The organism is Streptomyces sp. NPDC007991 (assembly GCF_042958445.1).
GTDB lineage: Bacteria > Actinomycetota > Actinomycetes > Streptomycetales > Streptomycetaceae > Streptomyces.
Genome location: NZ_JBIBJD010000010.1, coordinates 148,767 through 167,478, shown reverse-complemented (window position 1 = coordinate 167,478; position 18,712 = coordinate 148,767). Strand labels below are relative to the sequence as shown.

The following is an 18,712-nucleotide window of genomic DNA, read 5'->3' as shown; positions in this document are numbered from 1 at the left end:
TACGGGAATTCAGTCATCCGGAGGAGTTCGAATTCACCTTCGGAATTACCGTCCTAACACCGCTGCACGCTGGGTGAACACCTAGCGCATTTCCGTCATCAGACCGTGCAGAAATGTCAGGTCGACCTCTTCGAGAGAGGTGACGACCGTACGCCGGAGGGCCGGGGCGATGGGGGCCACGGAGGGCACCGCCACGACCTGGCAGCCCGCGGCCTCGGCCGCGGCGACTCCGGTCGCGGTGTCCTCGATGACGGCACACCGGGCGGGGTCGGCGCCCAGGCCGGCGGCGGCCGCCAGGTACGGGTCCGGGTGGGGCTTGGTGCGCGGGACCTCGTCTCCGGCCACCGAGAGGGCGAAGTGGTGCGCGCCCAGGGAGGTCAGCACCCGGTCGATGATGCGGCGGTGTGAGGCGGAGACCAGGGCTGTGGGGATCTCGTACTCGTACAGCTCGGCCAGCAGCCGGCCGGCGCCGGGCATCAGCGGCAGGGCGCGGCCGATGCGCTCCTCGAAGCCGTCGTTCAGCAGGACCGTGAGCTCGTCGAGGGGGATGTCCGCGCCGGTGGCCTCGATCAGGAACCCCGCGCTGCGGGTCATGGGGCCGCCGACCACGACATGGCGCCAGGACTCGTCCAGCCTGTGGCCGAGGGAGGCGAAGACCTCGACCTCGACGTCCCACCAGAAGCCCTCCGTGTCCACCAGGGTGCCGTCCATGTCGAGGAGCACGGCCTGCAGGGCCGAGCCCTCGGCCGTACGTGTACCGAGCGCGGGGACCGTACTGGTCATCCACCTACCTCCTTGAGGGACGATCAGGCCGGTTCCCACGGGGGAACCGGCCTGCAGTGGACCGACCAGTCTACGTCGTGTGCGGCCGAAGTGCCTCGTTTAACCGCTGTGCCGCCGGGCACACCGTGCATACGCCGGGGGGCGCTGTGGCGTGTGCCCGATGTGCCCGACGGGTTGCTCAGCGGGCGTTGAAGTACTTCGCCTCGGGGTGGTGGATCACGATGGCGTCCGTGGACTGCTCGGGGTGCAGCTGGAACTCCTCGGACAGGTGGACGCCGATGCGCTCCGGCTGGAGCAGGTCGGCGATCTTCGCGCGATCCTCCAGGTTGGGGCAGGCGCCGTAGCCGAGGGAGAAGCGGGCGCCCCGGTACTTCAGCTCGAACATGCCCTGCATCTCGTCGGGGTCCTCGCCGGCGTAGCCGAGTTCGGAGCGCACGCGCGCGTGCCAGTACTCGGCGAGCGCCTCGGCCAGCTGCACGGACAGGCCGTGCAGTTCGAGGTAGTCGCGGTAGGCGTTGGCCTCGAAGAGCCGCGCGGTCTCCTCGCCGATGCGCGAGCCGACGGTGACGACCTGGAGGCCCACGACGTCGGTCTCGCCGGACTCCTCCGGGCGGAAGAAGTCGGCCAGGCACAGACGCCGGCCGCGGCGCTGGCGCGGGAAGGTGAAGCGGGTGCGCTCGTTGCCCTGCTCGTCCAGGATGATCAGGTCGTCGTCCTTGGAGACGCACGGGAAGTAGCCGTAGACCACGGCCGCCTCCAGCAGGTTCTCCGTCTGGAGCTTGTCCAGCAGCCCGCGCAGCCGGGGCCGGCCCTCGCTCTCGACCAGTTCCTCGTACGACGGGCCCTCGCCGGTGCGGGCCTGCTTCAGGCCCCACTGGCCCTTGAACAGGGCGCCCTCGTCGAGCCAGCTCGCGTACTCCTTGAGCTGGATGCCCTTGATCACGCGGGTGCCGCGGAAGGGCGGGGTGGGGACGGGGTTGTCGGTGGCGACGTCGGAGCGGACGTGCCCCTCCTCGGGGCGCTCCTCGACGGCGGCCGGCGCGGTGGCCCGCACGCGGCGCTGCTTCAGCTCGGGCAGCTTCGCGCCGGGCACGCCCCGCTTGACGCCGATCAGGGCGTCCATCAGGCGCAGGCCCTCGAAGGCGTCGCGGGCATAGCGGACCTCGCCCTCGTAGATCTCGTGCAGGTCCTGCTCGACGTAGGCGCGGGTGAGGGCGGCGCCGCCGAGGATGACCGGGTACTTGGCCGCCAGGTCGCGCTGGTTCAGCTCCTCCAGGTTCTCCTTCATGATCACGGTGGACTTGACCAGGAGACCGGACATGCCGATGACGTCGGCCTTGTGCTCCTCGGCGGCGTCCAGGATCGCGGAGACCGGCTGCTTGATGCCCAGGTTGACGACGTTGTAGCCGTTGTTGGTCAGGATGATGTCGACGAGGTTCTTGCCGATGTCGTGCACGTCGCCGCGGACGGTGGCCAGCACGATGGTGCCCTTGCCGGCCTCGTCGGTCTTCTCCATGTGCGGTTCGAGGTGGGCGACGGCCGTCTTCATCACCTCGGCGGACTGCAGCACGAACGGCAGCTGCATCTGGCCGGATCCGAACAGCTCGCCGACGACCTTCATGCCCTCCAGCAGCGTCTCGTTGACGATGTCCAGGGCCGGGCGGGACTGCAGGGCCTCGTCGAGGTCGGCCTCCAGACCGTTGCGCTCGCCGTCGATGATGCGCCGCTTCAGGCGCTCGTCCAGCGGCAGGGCGGCCAGCTCCTCGGCCTTGCCGGCCTTGAGGGACTTGGCGGTGGCGCCCTCGAACAGCTGCATCAGCTTCTGGAGGGGGTCGTAGCCCTCGGCGCGGCGGTCGTGGATGAGGTCCAGAGCCGTCTGGACCTCCTCCTCGCTGAAGCGGGCGATCGGCAGGATCTTGCTCGCGTGCACGATCGCCGAGTCCAGGCCCGCCTTGACGCACTCGTCGAGGAAGACGGAGTTGAGCAGGATGCGGGCGGCCGGGTTGAGGCCGAAGGAGATGTTGGACAGACCCAGCGTGGTCTGCACCTTCGGGTGGCGCCGCTTCAGCTCGCGGATGCCCTCGATGGTGGCGATGCCGTCCTTGCGGGACTCCTCCTGGCCGGTGCAGATGGTGAAGGTCAGACAGTCGACGAGGATGTCCTCCTCGTGGATGCCCCAGTTCCCGGTCAGGTCGTCGATGAGCCGTTCGGCGATCTCGACCTTCTTCTCGGCCGTGCGGGCCTGGCCCTCCTCGTCGATGGTCAGCGCGATCAGGGCGGCGCCGTGCTCCCTGGCGAGCTGGGTGACCTTGGCGAAGCGGGACTCGGGGCCGGCGCCGTCCTCGTAGTTCACCGAGTTGATCACCGCGCGGCCGCCGAGCTTCTCCAGACCCGCCCGGATCACGTCGACCTCGGTGGAGTCCAGCACGATCGGCAGCGTGGAGGCGGTGGCGAAGCGGCCCGCCAGCTCCTCCATGTCGGCCACGCCGTCGCGGCCGACGTAGTCCACGCACAGGTCGAGCATGTGCGCGCCCTCGCGGATCTGCTCGCGGGCCATCTCCACACAGTCGTCCCAGCGGCCCTCCAGCATGGCCTCGCGGAACTTCTTCGAGCCGTTGGCGTTGGTGCGCTCGCCGATGGCCAGGTAGGAGGTGTCCTGCCGGAACGGCACGCTCTGGTACAGCGACGCCGCGCCCGGCTCGGGCTGCGGGGCGCGCTCGCTCGGGGCGACGTCCCGGACGCGCTCCACCAGCTGCCGCAGGTGCTCCGGCGTGGTGCCGCAGCAGCCGCCGACCAGGGACAGGCCGTAGTCCCGGACGAAGTTCTGCTGGGCGTCGGCCAGGCCCTCGGGGTCGAGCGGGAAGTGGGCGCCGTCCTTGGTGAGGATCGGCAGGCCTGCGTTCGGCATGCACAGCAGGGGGATGCGCGAGTGGCGCGTCAGATAGCGCAGGTGCTCGCTCATCTCGGCGGGGCCGGTGGAGCAGTTCAGGCCGATCATGTCGATGCCGAGCGGCTCCAGCGCGGTCAGCGCCGCGCCGATCTCGGAGCCGAGCAGCATGGTGCCGGTGGTCTCGAAGGCCATCGAGCACAGCAGGGGCACCTCGACGCCGGTGGCCTCCATGGCCCGGCGGGCGCCGAGGACGGAGGCCTTCGTCTGGAGCAGGTCCTGCGTGGTCTCCACGAGCAGCGCGTCGGCGCCGCCGGCGAGCAGGCCCTCGGCGTTGGCCTGGTAGCCGTCACGGATGGTGCTGTAGGCGACATGGCCCAGCGTGGGCAGCTTGGTGCCGGGGCCGATCGAGCCGAGCACCCAGCGCGGCCGGCCGTCCCGGGCGGCGTACTCGTCGGCCGCCTCGCGGGCGATCCGGGCACCCGCCTCGGACAGTTCGTGCACCCGGTCGGAGATCTCGTACTCCGTCGCGGCCGTGTGGTTGGCGCCGAAGGTGTTGGTCTCGACGCAGTCGACGCCGACCGCGAAGTACGCGTCGTGGACCGACCGGACGATGTCCGGCCGCGTCACGTTCAGGATCTCGTTACAGCCTTCGAGATTCTCGAAGTCCTCGAGCGTCGGGTCCTGCGCCTGGAGCATGGTGCCCATGGCCCCGTCGGCCACGACCACACGGCTGGCCAGGGCCTCTCGGAGGGCGGACACGCGGGTCCGGCTGTCGGAAGGGGTCGGTGGCAACGAGGCCATGTAAAGGGCTCCCTCGAGTGCGACGGCTGTCGGCTATGCGGCTTCCCGGACACACGGGGGGCATCCGGGGGAACGGCGCACCGCGCCAGCCTAACCGGGCGCGGGCCGGTATGGGCAGGGCGTCCACGGGACGGACGCGCGTGGCGTCCCGAACCGGCCGTGTGGCACTGATGTCCCACTGCTGTGCCCCTGGTGAGCCATGGGTGACGACCCGCCGGCGCAACAAATGGTGACCCGCCATTAGCGAGAGGTCGGCATCGACCGGTAGTGTTCGGCATTGCCGAACAAAGGCTGCGGGCGCCGCTGGTCGGCGCTCGAAGGGGACGGAGGCAGTACGGCGATGGCACGGAACATCCAGTCGCTCGAGCGGGCGGCCGCGATGCTGCGGCTGCTCGCGGGCGGCGAGCGGCGGCTCGGCCTGTCGGACATCGCCTCGTCGCTGGGCCTGGCCAAGGGCACCGCCCACGGGATCCTGCGCACCCTCCAGCAGGAGGGCTTCGTGGAGCAGGACGACACCTCGGGGCGCTACCAGCTCGGCGCGGAGCTGCTGCGCCTGGGCACCACCTACCTCGATGTGCACGAGCTGCGGGCGCGGGCCCTGGTGTGGACCGACGACCTGGCCCGCTCCAGCGGCGAGAGCGTCTACCTGGGCGTGCTGCACCAGCAGGGCGTGCTGATCGTGCACCACGTCTTCCGGCCCGACGACAGCCGGCAGGTCCTGGAGATCGGGGCCATGCAGCCGCTGCACTCCACGGCGCTGGGCAAGGTGCTCTCCGCCTACGACCCGGTGGCGCACAGCGAGGCGCTGGAGGCCGACCGCAAGGCGTTCACGGACCGGACCGTGTGCGAGCCGGAGGACTTCGAGCACATCCTGGACGTCACCCGCGCGCGGGGGTACGCGGCGGACGTCGAGGAGACCTGGGAGGGCGTCGCCTCCCTGGCCGCGCCCATCCACGACCGGCGGCGCATGCCGGTCGGCGCGGTCGGCATCACGGGCGCCGTGGAGCGGCTGTGCCGGCCCGACGAAGAGCGAGCGCTGCGCCCCGAGCTGATCGCGGCGGTCCGGGACTGCGCCCGCGCGGTGTCGCGGGATCTGGGTGCCGGGCGGTTCTGACGGGACACGAGGCCGGACCGGGGCGCCACAGGGCGGTCCGGTCTTCGGCATGCCCCTGCTCACCGGCCACCGGAGATCCCTACTGGAGACCGGCGGAGATCCCCGCCGGAGATCCACGGGGCCGCGGCGATCAGTAACGATCGTGTTTTCGACAACACAGCCCTTGACGTGCTCGTAACGCCGAAGCAAGACTCCCGTCCATCGGTCGACATTGTCGAACAGCTACCGGCAATACGCGCTAGAGTGTGACAACGCCAGGCCGGTACAGAACTTCACCCCTGGACGAAGGACAAAGGAGTCGCGGGTGTCCAGCTCCGACATCTTCATCGGCGAGACCATCGGTACCGCCATACTCATCCTCCTCGGCGGCGGGGTCTGCGCCGCCGTCACACTGAAGGCCTCCAAGGCCCGTAACGCCGGCTGGCTCGCCATCACCTTCGGGTGGGGCTTCGCGGTGCTCACGGCGGTCTACACCTCGGCGCCGCTGTCCGGCGCCCATCTGAACCCGGCCGTGACGCTGGCGATCGCGATCAAGGACGGCGACTGGAAGAACGTCCCGGTCTACTGGGCCGGACAGATCCTCGGCGCCATGATCGGTGCCGCCCTGGTCTGGATCGCCTACTACGGCCAGTTCCACGCCCACCTCACCGACCGGGAGATCGTCGGCGGTCCGGGCGCGCAGGACACCACGGCCAAGGCCGTCGAGGCCCAGGAGAAGGCCGCCGGCCCCGTGCTGGGCATCTTCTCCACCGGGCCCGAGGTCCGGGTCGCCTGGCAGAACCTCGCCACGGAGATCATCGGCACCATCGTGCTGGTACTCGCCGTGCTCACCCAGGGCCTGAACGACAAGGGCAACGGCCTGGGCACGCTGGGCGCGCTGATCACCGCGCTCGTGGTGGTGTCCATCGGCCTGTCCCTGGGCGGCCCGACGGGCTATGCGATCAACCCGGCCCGTGACCTCGGTCCGCGCATCGTGCACGCCCTGCTGCCCCTGCCCAACAAGGGCGGCTCCGACTGGGGCTACGCCTGGGTCCCGGTGGCCGGTCCGCTGATCGGCGGCGCCATCGCGGCAGGCATCTACAACGTCGCTTTCGCCTAGAAGCAGTCCTCGCGCCCGTCGCGAAACTTCCAGCACGCGCCGTACGTAAAGCCCCTTGAACCCGGAATTATCAGGAGCACACAGTGACCGACGCGCACACCGCCGGCCCGTTCATCGCCGCCATCGACCAGGGCACCACCTCGTCCCGCTGCATCGTCTTCGACCGCGACGGCCGGATCGTGTCCGTCGACCAGAAGGAACACGAGCAGATCTTCCCGAAGCCGGGCTGGGTCGAGCACAACGCCACCGAGATCTGGACCAACGTCCAGGAGGTCGTCGCCGGGGCCATCGAGAAGGCCGGCATCACCCGCGACGACATCAAGGCCATCGGCATCACCAACCAGCGCGAGACGACCGTGCTGTGGGACAAGAACACCGGTGAGCCCGTCCACAACGCCATCGTCTGGCAGGACACCCGCACCGACGTCCTCTGCCGCGAGCTCGGCCGCAACGTCGGCCAGGACCGCTTCCGCCGCGAGACGGGCCTCCCCCTCGCCTCCTACTTCGCCGGTCCCAAGGCCCGCTGGCTGCTCGACAACGTCGACGGACTGAAGGAGCGCGCCGAGGCGGGCGACATCCTCTTCGGCACCATGGACAGCTGGGTCATCTGGAACCTGACCGGCGGTGTCGACGGCGGCAAGCACGTCACGGACGTCACCAACGCCTCGCGCACGCTGCTGATGAACCTGCACACCATGGAGTGGGACGACAGGATCTGCGAGTCCATCGGTGTCCCGAAGCGGATCCTGCCCGAGATCCGCTCCTCCGCCGAGGTCTACGGCGAGATCACCGGCGGCAAGCTGGGCGATCTGCTCGGCGGCATCCCGGTCGCCTCCGCGCTCGGCGACCAGCAGGCGGCCCTGTTCGGCCAGACCTGTTTCGCCGAGGGCGAGACCAAGTCGACGTACGGCACCGGCACCTTCATGGTGATGAACACCGGTGACAAGATCATCAACTCGTACAGCGGCCTGCTGACCACCGTCGGCTACAAGATCGGCGACCAGGACACGGTCTACGCCCTGGAGGGCTCGATCGCCGTCACCGGCTCGCTGGTGCAGTGGATGCGCGACCAGATGGGCCTGATCTCCACGGCCGCCGAGATCGAGACGCTCGCGCTGTCGGTGGAGGACAACGGCGGTGCCTACTTCGTGCCGGCCTTCTCCGGCCTGTTCGCCCCGTACTGGCGCTCCGACGCCCGCGGTGTGATCGCCGGCCTGACCCGGTACGTCACCAAGGCGCACCTGGCCCGTGCCGTCCTGGAGGCGACCGCCTGGCAGACCCGCGAGATCGCCGACGCCATGACGAAGGACTCCGGCGTGGAGCTCGCCGCCCTGAAGGTCGACGGCGGCATGACCTCCAACAACCTGCTGATGCAGACACTGGCCGACTTCGTCGACGCGCCCGTGGTGCGCCCGATGGTCGCCGAGACCACCTGCCTCGGCGCCGCCTACGCCGCCGGTCTCGCCGTCGGCTTCTGGAACAGCACCGACGACCTGCGCGCCAACTGGCGCCGGGCCGCCGAGTGGACCCCCCGCATGGACGCGGACACCCGCGCCCGTGAGTACAAGAACTGGCTCAAGGCCGTCGAGCGGACCATGGGCTGGCTCGAGGACGAGGAGTAAGAAACAGCATGACCACTCAGTCCACCCTGAAGTCCGTGCCTGCCCTGGGGACGCGCCCGTCCTCCGGCTCGAACCCGAGCCGAGCCGAGACCAGGGAGCAGCTCGCCAAGGCGTCGTACGACCTTCTCGTGATCGGCGGCGGCATCCTGGGCATCTCCACCGCCTGGCACGCCGCGCAGTCCGGCCTCAGGGTGGCTCTGGTCGACGCCGGCGACTTCGCCGGTGCCACCTCCTCCGCATCCTCCAAGCTGCTCCACGGCGGTCTGCGCTACCTCCAGACCGGCGCCGTGAAGCTGGTGGCGGAGAACCACTTCGAGCGCCGTGCGGTCTCCCGGCAGGTGGCTCCCCACCTGGCGAACCCGCTCACGTTCTACCTCCCCGTGTACAAGGGCGGGCCGCACGGCGCGGCGAAGCTCGGGGCGGGCGTCTTCGCCTACTCCGCTCTGTCGGCCTTCGGTGACGGCGTCGGGCATCTCCTCTCGCCGGCCAAGGCCGCGCAGGACGTGCCCGAGCTGCGCACCGAGAACCTCAAGGCCGTGGCCGTGTACGGCGACGACCAGATGAACGACGCGCGCATGGCGCTGATGACGGTCCGCGGCGCTGTGGAGGCGGGCGCGGTCGTCCTCAACCACGCCGAGGTGACGGGCCTGCGCTTCACCCAGGGCCGCGTCACCGGCGCCGAGCTCAGGGACCGGCTGTCCGGCGACGAGTTCGGCGTCAGCGCCCGGCTGGTGCTGAACGCGACCGGACCGTGGGTCGACCACCTGCGGAAGCTGGAGGACCCGAACGCGGCCCCGTCCATCCGCCTGTCGAAGGGCGCGCACCTCGTCCTGAAGCGCACCTCCCACTGGAAGGCCGCGCTCGCCACCCCGATCGACAAGTACCGCATCACCTTCGCCCTCCCGTGGGAGGACATGCTGCTCCTCGGCACCACCGACGAGGAGTTCGAGGGCGATCCGGCGGATGTCGCGGTCACCGAGCAGGACATATCCCAGATCCTCGACGAGGCCGCCTTCTCCGTCCGCGACCAGCAGCTGAGCCGCGACCTCATCACGTACGCCTTCGCCGGTCTGCGCGTGCTGCCGGGCGGCCCCGGCGACACCGCGAAGGCCAAGCGCGAGACGGTGGTGACCGAGGGCAAGGGCGGCATGCTGTCCGTCGCGGGCGGCAAGTGGACGACGTTCCGGCACATCGGCCGCACGATCATGAAGAAGCTGGAGTCGCTGCCGGGCCACCCGCTGGGCGACGACTTCGAGCCCATCAGCTCGCTGCCGAAGAAGCTGCCGCTGCCCGGCATCGCCAACCCGCGCGCGGTCGCCCACCGGCTGCTGACCGACCGCCCGGCGCCCGGCCCGCGCATGGCGGCCGACACCGCCAGGCACCTGGCCACCCACTACGGCTCGCTGGCCTTCGACATCGCCCGCCTGGCCAACGAGAGCCCCGAGCTCGCCGAGCGCGTCCACCCGGACGCCCCGGAGATCTGGGCGCAGGTCGTCTGGGCCCGGGACCACGAGTGGGCCGAGACGCAGGACGACGTGCTGCGCCGCCGCACGACGCTGACGATCCGCGGCCTGGCCACGGACGACGTCCGCGCCAAGGTCCAGGACCTGCTCGACAAGAAGTAGGCCCGGCCCGGGAGAGGGGTCCCCTCGCAGCAAGGGGCGGTTCCACACCGACGGAGCCGCCCCTTCCGCGTTCCGGACCCCCATAATGACCTGATACATCGGAGGCCTGATCGACAGGGAGGCCGGCCATGGCAGTCACCGACGAGGCGATCGAGAAGATCAAGGGCATGATCGTCTCCGGCGCGCTGCGGCCGGGCGACCGGCTGCCCAAGGAGAGCGAACTCGCCGCCGACCTCGGCCTGTCCCGCAACTCCCTGCGGGAGGCCGTGCGCGCGCTGTCCCTCATCCGGATCCTGGACGTCCGGCAGGGCGACGGCACCTACGTCACCAGCCTCGACCCGCAGCTCCTGCTGGAGGCGCTGAGCTTCGTCGTGGACTTCCACCGCGACGACACGGTCCTGGAGTTCCTGGCCGTGCGCCGGATCCTGGAACCGGCGGCGACGGCCGCGGCGGCCCTCCGGATCAGCGAGCAGCAGCTCGACGCGCTCACGGCCCAGCTGGACAAGCTCGGCGACGACCCGTCCGTCGAGGACCTCGTCGCCTGCGACCTGGAGTTCCACCGGGGCATCGTGCAGAGCTCGGGCAACTCCGTGCTGTGCTCGCTGCTCGACGGCCTGTCGGGCCCCACCACCCGGGCCCGGATCTGGCGCGGCCTGACCCAGGAGGACGCGGTCGGCCGCACGCTGCGCGAGCACCGGGCGATCCTGGCGGCCCTGCGCGACCGGGACGCCGAGGCGGCACGCTCGTGGGCGACGGTGCACATCGCGAGCGTGGAGCAGTGGCTGCGCTCCACGCTGTGACCAGGGCCTCACGGACAGCTTGGACGACTCCGGGGTGTTCAGGGGTGGATCACGGGGCAGTGATGGGGTCACTCCCCCTGCGAGGGGGCTGCGGGCGCCCCCTTGGCACGCCGTAAGGTTGGGGGGTACGCGAGGGCACGTCGGAAGGAGGCGCTGGGTGATCGAGCTCGAGGGGGTTCCCGAGCTGGTCGACCCGGTCATGGTGGCCGCGTTCGAGGGCTGGAACGATGCCGGCGACGCCGCCTCCACCGCGGTCGCGCATCTGGACCGGGAGTGGAAGGGCGAGGTCTTCGCGGCGCTGGACGCCGAGGACTACTACGACTTCCAGGTCAACCGCCCCACGGTGTTCATGGAAGCCGGCGTCCGCAAGATCACCTGGCCGACGACACGACTGTCGGTGGTCCGGGTCGGCGGGGACAAGCCACGCGACCTCGTCCTCGTCCGGGGTATCGAACCGTCCATGCGATGGCGGTCGTTCTGCAACGAACTGCTCGGCTTCGCGCACGAACTCGGCGTGGAACTGGTGGTCGTCCTGGGCGCCCTGCTCGGTGACACCCCGCACACCCGCCCGGTTCCGATCAGCGGGACGACGTCCGACCCGGACCTGGCCCGCCGCATGGACCTGGAGGAGACCAAGTACGAGGGCCCCACGGGCATCGTCGGCGTCCTCCAGGAGGCCTGCACGCACGCGGGCGTGCCGGCCGTCTCCCTGTGGGCGGCGGTGCCGCACTACGTCTCCCAGCCGCCGAACCCGAAGGCCACGCTGGCCCTCCTGAACCGGCTGGAGGACCTGATCGACGTGCGCATTCCGCTGGGCGAGCTGCCCGAGGACGCGCGCGCCTGGCAGGTCGGCGTGGACCAGCTGGCCGCCGAGGACAGCGAGGTCGCCGAGTACGTCCAGTCGCTGGAGGAGGCCCGGGACACCGCCGAGCTGCCGGAGGCGTCCGGTGAGGCGATCGCCCGCGAGTTCGAGCGGTATCTGCGGCGCCGGGACGGCGGCGGACCGACCGCCTCCGGCGGGCACGCCACGGCGGACGGCAGCGACAGCTCCTCGTACCTGCGGGACAACCCCAGCGGCCGTACACGGCCCCCGAAGCCGCCCAAGCCGGGTACGGACGACGAGGAGTCGTCGGAGGAGTGAGCGGGGCCGAGTCCAGCTGAAGGACGGAAGAAGGGGCGCCTCCCGGCCGGGTGGCGCCCCTTCGTGTGCTCTGCGGCTACAGCGCGACGCCCAGCAGCGCGTCCACCGCCCGGGAGACCACCCCGGGGGCGCCCTCGTCCGTGCCGCCGCCGCGCTCCTGGAGGGCGGCCCAGCGGTCGACCGCGGTGAGCGCGGCCGGGGCGTCCAGATCGTTCGCGAGGGCCTCGCGGATCTCCTCCACGAGCGCCTCCGCCGGGGGCCCGTCGGGCCGGGACACGGCGGCCCGCCAGCGGCCGAGCCGCGCGACGGCGTCCTGGAGGACCTGGTCGGTCCATTCCCAGTCGGCGCGGTAGTGGTGGGCGAGCAGCGCGAGCCGGATGGCGGCCGGGTCGACGCCGTCGCACCGGAGGGTGGAGACGAAGACCAGGTTGCCCTTGGACTTGGACATCTTCTCGCCGTCGAGGGCGACCATGCCGGCGTGCACGTACGCCTTGGCCATGGGGAACTCGCCGGTGAGGGCCTGGGCGTGCGAGGCGCCCATCTCATGGTGCGGGAAGGCCAGGTCGGAGCCGCCGCCCTGGATGTCGAAGCCCATGCCGAGGTGGTCCAGGGCGATGGCCACGCACTCGATGTGCCAGCCGGGCCGTCCGCGCCCGAGCGATCCGCCGTCCCAGCTGGGCTCGCCCTCCCGGGCCGCCATCCACAGCATCGGGTCGAGCGGGTTCTTCTTGCCCGGCCGGTCCGGGTCGCCGCCGCGCTCGGCGGACAGCAGCCGCATCGCCGCGGCGTCCAGCCCGGAGACCTTGCCGAAGTGCGGGTCGGCTTCGACGGAGAAGTAGACGTCGCCGTCGAGTTCATAGGCCGCGCCCATGTCCCGCAGGCGTTCGACGAGCGGGACGATCCCGGGTATCGCCTCGACGGCGCCTATGTACTCTCGCGGCGGCAGCATCCGCAGGGCCGTCATGTCCTCGCGGAAGAGGGCCGTCTCCTGCTCGGCGAGCGCGGCCCAGTCGAGGCCGTCGCGCTGGGCCCGCTCCAGGAGGGGGTCGTCGACGTCGGTGACGTTCTGGACGTAGTGAACCTGCCGCTTGGTGTCGAGCCACACGCGCTGCACGAGGTCGAACGCGTTGTAGGTCGCCGCGTGTCCTATGTGGGTGGCGTCGTACGGGGTGATGCCACAGACGTAGATACGGGCGACGGGACCGGGGTCGAGGGTGACGAGGCCGCCGGTCGCGGTGTCGTGGATCCTCAGGTCGCGGCCCTGACCAGGCAGGGCGGGGACCTCGGAAGCGGGCCAGGCATGCATGCCTTGAGCCTAACCGGACTGAAGTTCCATATACGAATGGGAGCGGGCCGGACGGCCGAGAAGGCGCTCTTGCGAGAACTCGGCGTATGTGCTGCTACGCGAGCGGCCCGGGGAATCGCTCACACGGGTGGCCACGGGATCGCCGGCCACTCCCCGCTCGGCTCGGGATGCTTCCCCGAGGCGAGGAGCGCGGCGACCCGCGCGCGGGTGGCGTCGATCTCCGCGCCGGTGATCAGCGGCTGGAGCCGGGCGGTGAGGGGACCGTCGTCCGCCAGGTCCTTCCGGAGGCCTTCGAGGACGTCCAGGGCCTCCTGGGTGAGGGGCTCCCCCGCCCACCCCCACAGCAGGGTCCGCAGCTTGTTCTCGGCGTTGAAGGTGACCCCGTGGTCGATCCCGTACAGCCGCCCCTCGCCGGTCGGCAGCAGGTGCCCGCCCTTGCGGTCGGCGTTGTTGAGCACGGCGTCCAGCACCGCGAGCCGCCGCAGCCGCTGGTCGTCCGCGTGCACGAGGAGCGCGGTGCGGCCCTCGCCGACCTCGGCGAAGCCGATCGCCTTCCAGCCCGGCTCCGGTTCCTCGGCGTCGACCAGGGCGAGCAACTCGGCCTCCGGCGCCGCCTCGACCCACAGCTGGCACATGCCCTCGCCGTAGGGGCCGTCCCGCAGCACGGTGGGCGGGACGAGGCCCCAGCCGGTCGCCTCGGAGACCTCGTACGCGGCGACCTCGCGCTGGGCCAGCGTCCCGTCGGGGAAGTCCCACAGGGGCCGCTCCCCGGCGACCGGCTTGTAGATGCAGGCCGCCTCCTGGCCGTCGCGGGCGACCGCGCAGTACAGGGCCGCGTTGGACGCCTCACGGATGCGTCCGCGCACGGTGAGTTCGCCCCGGGCGAGCAGTTCGGCGGGGTCCGGAGGTGTCACGCTCCGCGGCGGTATCCGTTCTGGCGCGGACATACGTGTCCTTCCGGGTCGAGCGGGAGGCTGCACAGCGGGCACGGCGGCCGCCCGGCGTTGACGATGTCGAGGGCGCGCTTGGCGAAGGCCCTGGCCTGCGCGCCGGTGAGCCGGACCCGCAGCATCGGGGGCCCGTTCTCCTCGTCCTGGAGCAGCCGCTCCTCGGCCTCGGCGAGGTCCTCCTCGGTGTCGGCGTCGAGCTCGACGAGCGCCTGCGCCTCGACGATCATCAGCTGCTCCTCGCCGTCCCAGGCGAGCGCCATGGTGCCGACCCGGAACTCCTCCTCGATGGGGGTGTCGAGCGGGGCGGTGTCGGTGATGTCCGACGGTGCGACGGCGGGCACGGAGGCGCTGCCTCCGCTACGGCGTACGACCTCGTCGAGCAGTTCGTCCATGCGTTCGGCCAGCGCGGCGACCTGGGTCTTCTCCAGGGCCACGCTGGTCACCCGGGAGCCGGCGGAGGCCTGGAGGAAGAACGAACGACGCCCGGGCAGTCCGACCGTGCCGGCCACGAAACGCTCCGGATGGTCGTAGAGGAACACCTGACGGGACACGTCCTGTCTCCATTGGAATCGTGGGAACCGTGTGACTACGGCACTGCTGCGACCGCTTCACCCTACTGCGGCCGACGATCACGGTGCGCCCGCACCACCCCCGACGGGAGCCTCGTCGCCCGGCGGTTCCTCGCGCGGCACCAGGGACGTGAAGTCGCCGGTGTCGCCGAGCCGGACGAGAAACGGCCGCAGCCGGGTGTAGCGGATCGCGGTGATGGAACACGGTTCAACGGAAATCCGCTGGAAGAGGTCCAGATGAAGTCCGAGTGCGTCCGCCACGAGCGACTTGATGACGTCGCCGTGCGAGCACATGAGGTAGACGGCGTCGGCGCCGTGGTCGCGCTCCACGCGCGCGTTCCACTCGCGTACGGCCTCGGCGGCGCGGGTCTGCATGGCCCGCATGGACTCGCCGCCCGGGAACGCCGCGGCGGAGGGGTGCGCCTGCACCACCTCCATCAGGGGCTGGTCCTTGAGCTCGTCGAGCTTGCGCCCCGACCAGTCGCCGTAGTGGGCCTCGCCGATGCGCTCGTCGGTGTGCGGGCTGAGGTCCGGCCGGGCCTGGAGAAGCGGCCGGATCGTCTCCTGGCAGCGCTGGAGCGGGCTGGTGACGATCTCGGCGAGGGGCAGCTCGGCAAGCCGCCCGGGCAGCGCCGCGGCCTGCGCCGCGCCGCGTTCGTCGAGGGCGACACCGGGCGTCCAGCCGGCGAGCAGTCCCTCGGTGTTGGCGGTGGAACGTCCGTGCCGGACCAGGATCAACGTGGGCATGCGGTCCAGCGTAGGCGCACGCGCGCGTACGGTGTCGTTCGAGTGACGGGAGACTCGCTTCGTGATCGTCGACTGTGCCATCTACCGCGGGGGACACCGGTCACAAGGGCCGGAGGACTTCTCCGACGCGCTGGGCGAGGCCCGTGCGGCGGGTGGTTTCGTGTGGATCGGGCTGCATGAGCCGACGGAGCGCGAATTCGAGCTCGTGACCCGGGAGTTCGGGCTGCATCCGCTGGCCGTCGAGGACGCCCTCAAGGCCCACCAGCGGCCCAAGCTGGAGGTGTACGACGACTCGCTCTTCGTGGTGCTCAAGCCGGTGGTGTACGAGCCGCAGAGCGACACCGTCTCCGCCGGCGAGGTCATGATCTTCCTGGGCGACTCGTTCGTCGTGACCGTCCGGCACGGCGAGGGCGCCCCCCTCAAGGCCGTACGGCAGCGGCTGGAGCAGGAGCCGGACCTGCTGGGCAACGGCCCCACGTCCGTGCTGTACGCGGTCGCCGACGCCGCCGTCGACCACTACCTGGAGGTCGCGACCGAGCTGCAGGCCGACCTGGAGGGGCTGGAGACGGAGGTGTTCTCACCGGACGGCGGGGGCTCGCGGCACACCGCGTCCCGGATCTACAACTTCAAACGGCAGGTCCTGGAGTTCCGCCGGGCGACCGGGCCGCTGGCACTGCCGATGAGCCGGCTGGCGGGTACGGCGCCGTCCGGCGTGACCGTGCCGTTCGTCGACGACCGGGCCCGGCCGTTCCTCCGCGACGTCAGCGATCACCTGACGCGGGTGAACGAGTCCGTGGAGAACCTGGACCGGCTGGTGTCGGACATCCTGAACGCGCATCTGGCGCAGATGAGTGTCCGGCAGAACGACGACATGCGGAAGATCTCCGCGTGGGCGGCCATGGCGGCGATCCCCACGATGCTCGCGGGGATCTACGGCATGAACTTCGAGCACATGCCCGAGCTGCGCTGGGTGTGGTCCTATCCGGCGCTGATCGCGGTGATGGGCGTTCTCGAGGTGCTGGTGTTCCGGCTGTTCAAGCGCCGCGGCTGGTTGTAGCGGCGCCGCGGCCGGCTGGGGGGGCGGGCCGGCTCAGGCGACCTCGGCTGCCGCGGGCGCGGGCCCGCCGAGGGCGTCGCGGCGCTCGGGCGTCTTCAGCGACACCATCCGGCGCCAGCCGCCCAGCCGTTCGTAGGCGTACATCGCGTGGATGCCCGCCGCGAGCACCGCCGACTTGGCCCTGGACCAGCCGAGGATGCGGCCCATGTGCGCCATGACCGCGAGGCTGACGTCCCGGTAGATCCGGATCTCGGCGAGCGCGCAGGCGCGCAGGGTCCGCTGGATGGCCCGGCCGTGGCCCGCGCGGGCGAAGCGCAGCAGTTCCTCGTGACAGTAGGCGAGGTGGTTGTCCTCGTCGTGGGAGATCTGCTTGACCGCGCGGCCGATGTCGGGGTGGTCGGCGAAGTGCTTGCGGAGCAGTTCCATCTGTTCGGAGGCGCGCTGTTCGGTGACCCTGCTGTGCGAGAGGTAGGTGACGATGTCCTGGACCGTGAGCCGCTCGTCGCGGCCCAGCTGCTCGTGCGCGAGGCCGATGCCGTGCTTCTCCAGGAGCATCGTGTAGTCGGTCTCCGGCGGGACCGGGACGGGGGCGAGGCCGCGCTTCTTCATCAGGGCGTTGAAGATCCGGCCGTGCTTGTCCTCGTCGGCGCCGTGCCGGGTGATCTTGGGGGCGAGTTCCCGCTCGCTGTCGGGGACGAGCGCGGCGATACGGGCGTTCTCCCAGCCGCCCTGGGACTCGCCGCTCGCGGCGATGGAGCAGAACAGGGCGAAGGCCTCGTCGTCGGCGAGGATTTCCTGGAACACACTCTTGGCCGAAAGCATCGTGAGCACCTCTCCCGCGCGCGTGCGCGTGCTGCGTGATTCCGCAGGTTTCGCCGGCTTCCATCGGTTTCCGCAAAGAACGAGTCAAGTGCGGGACGGCGGGCGCTGCAACAGGTGCGTGGGACAACTCCGCCGAATGGCGGACACGGGAGACCGCCCCGGCCGCGGGGGGCTTCGCCGCCGGGGCGGGGACATGCCGGCGTAACCGCGACAGGCGCGGGGCGTTGTTCCGCGTGACGGCCGTGGCGGGGAAGACCCCCGAGCCCCCACCACGGCCGAGACAACTCCGCCGGGTGCCGCCCTGTCAGGCGAGCCCGGCGCGCTCCAGGGCCTCGGTGCCGGCGCGGAGGGACGCGAGCCGCTCGTCGAGGGTGAAGCCCGCCGGGGCGAGGCTCAGGGTGGTGACGCCGGCCTCCGCGTAGGCCTTCATCCGGTCCGCGATCCGGTCGACGGACCCCAGCAGCGCGGTCTTGTCGATCAGCTCGTGCGGGACGGCGGCCGCGGCGCCCTGCTTGTCGCCGGAGAGGTACTTGCCCTGGATCTCGGCGGCCTCCTTCTCGTAGCCCATGCGCTGGGCGAGCTGGTTGTAGAAGTTCTGCTTGGGGCTGCCCATGCCGCCGACGTACAGCGCGGTGTAGGGGCGGAAGGTGTCGGCGAGCGCGGCGATGTCCTTGTCGTCGCCGACGGCGAGCGGGAGCGTCGGGCAGACGTCGAAGCCGTCGAGCGTCTTGCCGGCCTTCTCCCGGCCGGCGCGCAGGTACTTGATCGTCGTCTCCTCCAGGTGGTCGGCGGAGGGGAAGATCAGCAGGGCGCCGTCGGCGATCTCGCCGGTCTGCTCCAGGTTCTTCGGGCCGATCGCGGCGATGTACAGCGGGATGTGCTCGCGCTGCGGGTGCACGGTCAGCTTGATGGGCTTGCCCGGGCCGCCGGGGAGGGGCAGCGTCCAGTGCTCGCCCTCGTAGGACAGGCGCTCGCGCGTCATGGCCCTGCGGACGATTTCGACGTACTCACGCGTGCGTGCCAGCGGTTTGTCGAACTTGACGCCGTACCAGCCTTCGGAGACCTGCGGGCCGGAGACGCCGAGGCCGAGGCGGAAGCGGCCGCCGGAGAGGGAGTCCAGGGTGGCCGCCGTCATGGCCGTCATCGCGGGCTGGCGGGCCGGGATCTGGAAGATGGCGGAGCCGACGTCGATACGTTCGGTCTGGGCGGCGACCCAGGTCAGTACGGTGGCGGCGTCGGAACCGTAGGCCTCGGCGGCCCAGCAGACGGCGTATCCGAGCCGGTCGGCCTCCTGGGCGACGGCCAGGTTGTCCGCGTCCATTCCGGCACCCCAGTAGCCGAGGTTGATACCGAGCTGCATGCCGAATCCCCTTACCGATCAGTAAC

At 70.9% G+C, this 18,712-nt stretch carries 15 protein-coding genes; 7 read left to right on the top strand and 8 right to left on the bottom strand.

Annotated elements, in window-relative coordinates; translation table 11 throughout:
* Nucleotides 1-81: 81 nt before the first annotated feature.
* Nucleotides 82-783: an HAD-IA family hydrolase gene (locus ACFZDA_RS28235; RefSeq protein ID WP_391086777.1), complete on the bottom strand. Its 702-nt coding sequence runs from the start codon at nt 781-783 to the stop codon at nt 82-84.
* A 178-nt stretch (nt 784-961) separates the two neighbouring features.
* Nucleotides 962-4,474: a methionine synthase gene (gene metH, locus ACFZDA_RS28230; protein WP_391086775.1), complete on the bottom strand. Its 3,513-nt coding sequence runs from the start codon at nt 4,472-4,474 to the stop codon at nt 962-964.
* A gap of 340 nt (nt 4,475-4,814) precedes the next feature.
* Between metH and ACFZDA_RS28225 the strand changes: the two genes are divergently transcribed.
* From ACFZDA_RS28225 to ACFZDA_RS28200, 6 genes are all read left to right on the top strand, one after another.
* A complete protein-coding gene (locus tag ACFZDA_RS28225) occupies nt 4,815-5,588 on the top strand; it encodes an IclR family transcriptional regulator (protein ID WP_020276830.1) in 774 nt (257 codons plus the stop codon).
* Between the two features lie 304 nt (nt 5,589-5,892).
* Nucleotides 5,893-6,687 (top strand): MIP family channel protein, encoded by a 795-nt coding sequence (locus ACFZDA_RS28220; RefSeq protein WP_391086773.1) that lies wholly within the window; start codon nt 5,893-5,895, stop codon nt 6,685-6,687.
* A gap of 83 nt (nt 6,688-6,770) precedes the next feature.
* Nucleotides 6,771-8,309, top strand: coding sequence for a glycerol kinase GlpK (glpK, locus tag ACFZDA_RS28215; RefSeq protein WP_391086771.1), 1,539 nt, complete (start codon nt 6,771-6,773; stop codon nt 8,307-8,309).
* An 8-nt stretch (nt 8,310-8,317) separates the two neighbouring features.
* Nucleotides 8,318-9,934: an FAD-dependent oxidoreductase gene (locus ACFZDA_RS28210; protein WP_391086769.1), complete on the top strand. Its 1,617-nt coding sequence runs from the start codon at nt 8,318-8,320 to the stop codon at nt 9,932-9,934.
* Nucleotides 9,935-10,062: 128 nt separating this feature from the next.
* Nucleotides 10,063-10,734 carry an FCD domain-containing protein gene (locus ACFZDA_RS28205; RefSeq protein ID WP_391086767.1) on the top strand — a complete coding sequence of 224 codons (672 nt, stop codon included), beginning with the start codon at nt 10,063-10,065 and terminating at the stop codon, nt 10,732-10,734.
* Between the two features lie 157 nt (nt 10,735-10,891).
* The gene (locus ACFZDA_RS28200; RefSeq protein WP_306968433.1) at nt 10,892-11,875 is read left to right on the top strand and encodes a PAC2 family protein; all 984 of its coding nucleotides are present in this window, start codon (nt 10,892-10,894) and stop codon (nt 11,873-11,875) included.
* Between the two features lie 76 nt (nt 11,876-11,951).
* Here ACFZDA_RS28200 and mshC read toward each other — a convergent pair whose 3' ends face one another.
* The 4 genes from mshC to ACFZDA_RS28180 form a co-directional block, all read right to left on the bottom strand.
* On the bottom strand, nt 11,952-13,181 hold the full coding sequence (gene mshC / locus ACFZDA_RS28195) for a cysteine--1-D-myo-inosityl 2-amino-2-deoxy-alpha-D-glucopyranoside ligase (protein WP_391086765.1): 1,230 nt from the start codon (nt 13,179-13,181) through the stop codon (nt 11,952-11,954).
* Between the two features lie 119 nt (nt 13,182-13,300).
* On the bottom strand, nt 13,301-14,128 hold the full coding sequence (locus tag ACFZDA_RS28190; protein WP_391086763.1) for an SCO1664 family protein: 828 nt from the start codon (nt 14,126-14,128) through the stop codon (nt 13,301-13,303).
* Nucleotides 14,092-14,682 carry a DUF3090 domain-containing protein gene (locus ACFZDA_RS28185; RefSeq protein ID WP_086563983.1) on the bottom strand — a complete coding sequence of 197 codons (591 nt, stop codon included), beginning with the start codon at nt 14,680-14,682 and terminating at the stop codon, nt 14,092-14,094. The genes ACFZDA_RS28190 and ACFZDA_RS28185 overlap by 37 nt, the downstream gene beginning before the upstream one ends.
* Before the next feature lie 78 nt (nt 14,683-14,760).
* Nucleotides 14,761-15,447, bottom strand: coding sequence for an MSMEG_4193 family putative phosphomutase (locus ACFZDA_RS28180; protein WP_391086761.1), 687 nt, complete (start codon nt 15,445-15,447; stop codon nt 14,761-14,763).
* Nucleotides 15,448-15,508: 61 nt separating this feature from the next.
* Here ACFZDA_RS28180 and ACFZDA_RS28175 point away from each other — a divergent pair, with 61 nt between their 5' ends.
* Nucleotides 15,509-16,504, top strand: a complete 996-nt coding sequence (locus ACFZDA_RS28175) for a CorA family divalent cation transporter (RefSeq protein WP_391086759.1) — start codon at nt 15,509-15,511, stop codon at nt 16,502-16,504.
* Between the two features lie 33 nt (nt 16,505-16,537).
* Here ACFZDA_RS28175 and ACFZDA_RS28170 read toward each other — a convergent pair whose 3' ends face one another.
* Together ACFZDA_RS28170 and ACFZDA_RS28165 are read right to left on the bottom strand one after the other, a co-directional pair.
* The gene (locus ACFZDA_RS28170) at nt 16,538-17,326 is read right to left on the bottom strand and encodes a ferritin-like domain-containing protein (RefSeq protein ID WP_391086757.1); all 789 of its coding nucleotides are present in this window, start codon (nt 17,324-17,326) and stop codon (nt 16,538-16,540) included.
* 304 nt (nt 17,327-17,630) lie between these two features.
* On the bottom strand, nt 17,631-18,686 hold the full coding sequence (locus ACFZDA_RS28165; protein ID WP_391086755.1) for an LLM class F420-dependent oxidoreductase: 1,056 nt from the start codon (nt 18,684-18,686) through the stop codon (nt 17,631-17,633).
* Nucleotides 18,687-18,712 lie beyond the last annotated feature (26 nt).